The 2,619-nt window shown below is 75.3% G+C and carries 3 protein-coding genes; all 3 read right to left on the bottom strand.

What is annotated here, in order from left to right; genetic code table 11:
• The coding region (locus tag NH602_RS30015) for a chromosome segregation SMC family protein (RefSeq protein WP_253069582.1) at positions 1-1,587 on the bottom strand (1,587 nt) is incomplete at its 3' end.
• 79 nt (positions 1,588-1,666) lie between these two features.
• Entirely contained in the window at positions 1,667-2,083 is a 417-nt protein-coding gene (locus NH602_RS30010) for a VOC family protein (RefSeq protein ID WP_161151592.1), read from the bottom strand.
• A gap of 61 nt (positions 2,084-2,144) precedes the next feature.
• The gene (locus NH602_RS30005; RefSeq protein WP_100879977.1) at positions 2,145-2,435 is read right to left on the bottom strand and encodes an acylphosphatase; all 291 of its coding nucleotides are present in this window, start codon (positions 2,433-2,435) and stop codon (positions 2,145-2,147) included.
• Positions 2,436-2,619 lie beyond the last annotated feature (184 nt).

Below are 2,619 nucleotides of genomic sequence, written 5' to 3'. Positions count from 1 at the left end.
CCCGGACGGCTCGACCTCGACGAACTCGGCGACGGCGCCGAGCACCCCGTCGTCGCCGGAGTCGAGCAGGGCGCCGGTGCCGTCACGGCGGACCAGGCCGACCTGTAGGGCGTCGACCCGGGCGCGCCAGTGCGCGCGGCGCTGCTCGGCGTCGCGTTCGGCGGCGCCCAGCTCGGCGACCCGCTCGGCCGCGCTGCGGTGCGCGGCCTCGGCCTGCTCGACCCGGGCGGCGAGCGCGTCGGCGTCCGCGTCGTCCCCGGACACGCCGAGGGACTCCCGCGCGGTCTCCAGCTCGGCCTCGGCCTCGGCGGTGCGGGCGCCCGCCTCGGCGAGCGCCTCGGACAGCCGCTCGATCTCCTCCGCGGTCGCGGCGACGCCGGAGCGCAGCGCGTCGGCCTTCCCGGCGAGGGTGGCGATCCCGGCACGGCGGTCGGCGATGGCGCGCACGGCGGCCAGGTGCTCGCGCTCGGCGGCGGCGAGGGTCCGCTCGCGCTCGGCCTTCTCGGTGACGGCCTCGTCGAGCAGGCGCCGGGCGTCGGCGACGGCGGCGACCAGCTCGTCCTCCTGCTCGGCGACCGCGTCGGCCTCGGCCTCGGTCTCGTCCGGGTCGCGGCCGGGGGTGCGCCCCGCCTCGGCCGAGGAGGCGAGGTGGCGGACGCGTTCCTCGGCGAGGCGCACGGTGCCGCGCAGCCGCTCGGCCAGCGCGGAGAGCTGGTACCAGGTGTCCTGGGCGACCTGCAGCCGCGGCGCGTCCGCGGCGAGCGCGGTCTCCAGCTCGTCCTGGCGCTCGCGGGCGACGTCGAGCTGCTCCTCGACCTCGGCGCGGCGGCGCCGCGCCTGCTCCTGGGACGCCTCCTCACGCCGGGTCTCCTCGGACAGGGTCACGTAGTCGTCGGCGGCGAGGCGGAGCCGGGCGTCGCGCAGCTCGGTCTGCACGGCCTGGGCGCGGCGGGCGATCTCGGCCTGGCGGCCCAGCGGCTTGAGCTGGCGGCGCAGCTCGGCGGTGAGGTCGGTGAGCCGGGTGAGGTTGGCCTGCATCGCGTCGAGCTTGCGGAGCGCCTTCTCCTTGCGCTTGCGGTGCTTGAGGACCCCGGCGGCCTCCTCGATGTAGGAGCGGCGGTCCTCCGGCTTGGACTGCAGCACCCCGTCGAGCTGGCCCTGCCCGACGATGACGTGCATCTCCCGGCCGATGCCCGAGTCGCTGAGCAGCTCCTGCACGTCGAGCAGCCGGGCGCGGGAGCCGTTGATCTCGTACTCGCCGGCGCCGTCGCGGAACATCCGGCGGGTCACCGAGACCTCGGAGTAGTCGATCGGCAGGGCGCCGTCGGAGTTGTCGATGGTGAGGGTGACCTCGGCGCGGCCCAGCGCCGCCCGGCCGGACGTGCCGGCGAAGATCACGTCCTCCATCTTGCCGCCGCGCAGCGCCTTGGCGCCCTGCTCGCCGAGCACCCAGCTGATCGCGTCGACGACATTGGACTTGCCCGAGCCGTTCGGCCCGACGACGCAGGTGATCCCGGGCTCCAGGCGCAGCGTGGTGGCCGAGGCGAAGGACTTGAAGCCCTTCATCGTCAGCGTCTTGAGGTGCACGGGCGGGGATCTCCAGGGGCGCGGGGGCGACCAGGGTAGCCGGGCGGGCCGCCGTGCCCGACGGCCCGCCCGCGCACCCTCAGCCGGTGGGGGCGGAGGCGTTGACCAGCCAGCGGACGCCGAAGCGGTCGGTGAGCTGGCCGAACTCGTCGCCCCACATCTGCTTCTCCATCGCGACGTCGACGACGCCGCCCTCGGCGAGCCCGGCGAAGAAGCCACGCAGCTTCTCCGGGTCGTCGCCGGACAGGCTGACCGAGATGCCCGACGGGGCTCCGGTGGGGTGCCGCGGGTCGCCGTCGGAGGCCATGAGCGCGAAGCCGTCGGGGGTGCCGAGGTAGGCGTGCATGACGCCGTCCGGCGGCGGGACGGGGCCCTCGGCGCCCATGTCACCGAAAGTCATGATCTGCAGCTCGCCGCCCAGCACGGAGCGGTAGAACTCCATCGCCTCCCGCGCACGGTGGTCGAAGTGCAGGTACGGGGTCATCTGGACGGGCATCGGGACCTCCGGGGTCGGTGTGGGCACAGGTGTAGACCCCCGCACCGACAGAACTGAGCGGTCAGGCCTCGATGAACCCGGAGAATGCTCCGGACGGCTCAGCCCACTGCTCCGACACCGACGTCACCCGCCCCGGGGTGTCCCCGCCGCGCAGCAGCTCCAGCAGACGGTCGCAGGCGGCGCGGTCACCCTCCGCGGTCACCGCGACCCGGCCGTCGGACAGGTTGCGGGCCTGGCCGACGAGGCCGAGCTCGAGCGCCCGCGACCGCGTCCACCAGCGGAAACCGACGCCCTGCACCTGCCCCTGGACCCATGCGATCAGCCGAACGGTCGAATCCGTGTTGCCACTCACAGTGCTGGTACGTTACGCGGCCGTGACCCGACGACGCACACCGCGCGCCGCGAGCGCCGTGCTCGGCGGGGTGGGGGCCGGCGCCGTGCTGGCCATGGCCGCCCCGCTCGCCGCACCGGCGCTCACGGCAGTGGGCTCGCCCGACGCCGAACGGCCCGGTGGACCGGTCTCCGACACCCAGCCG

Origin of the sequence: Pseudonocardia sp. McavD-2-B, from assembly GCF_024124365.1 — a bacterium.
Lineage (GTDB): Bacteria > Actinomycetota > Actinomycetes > Mycobacteriales > Pseudonocardiaceae > Pseudonocardia > Pseudonocardia alni.
Note: the sequence above shows the minus strand (reverse complement) of the source record. Positions and strands in the feature narration are given on the sequence as shown.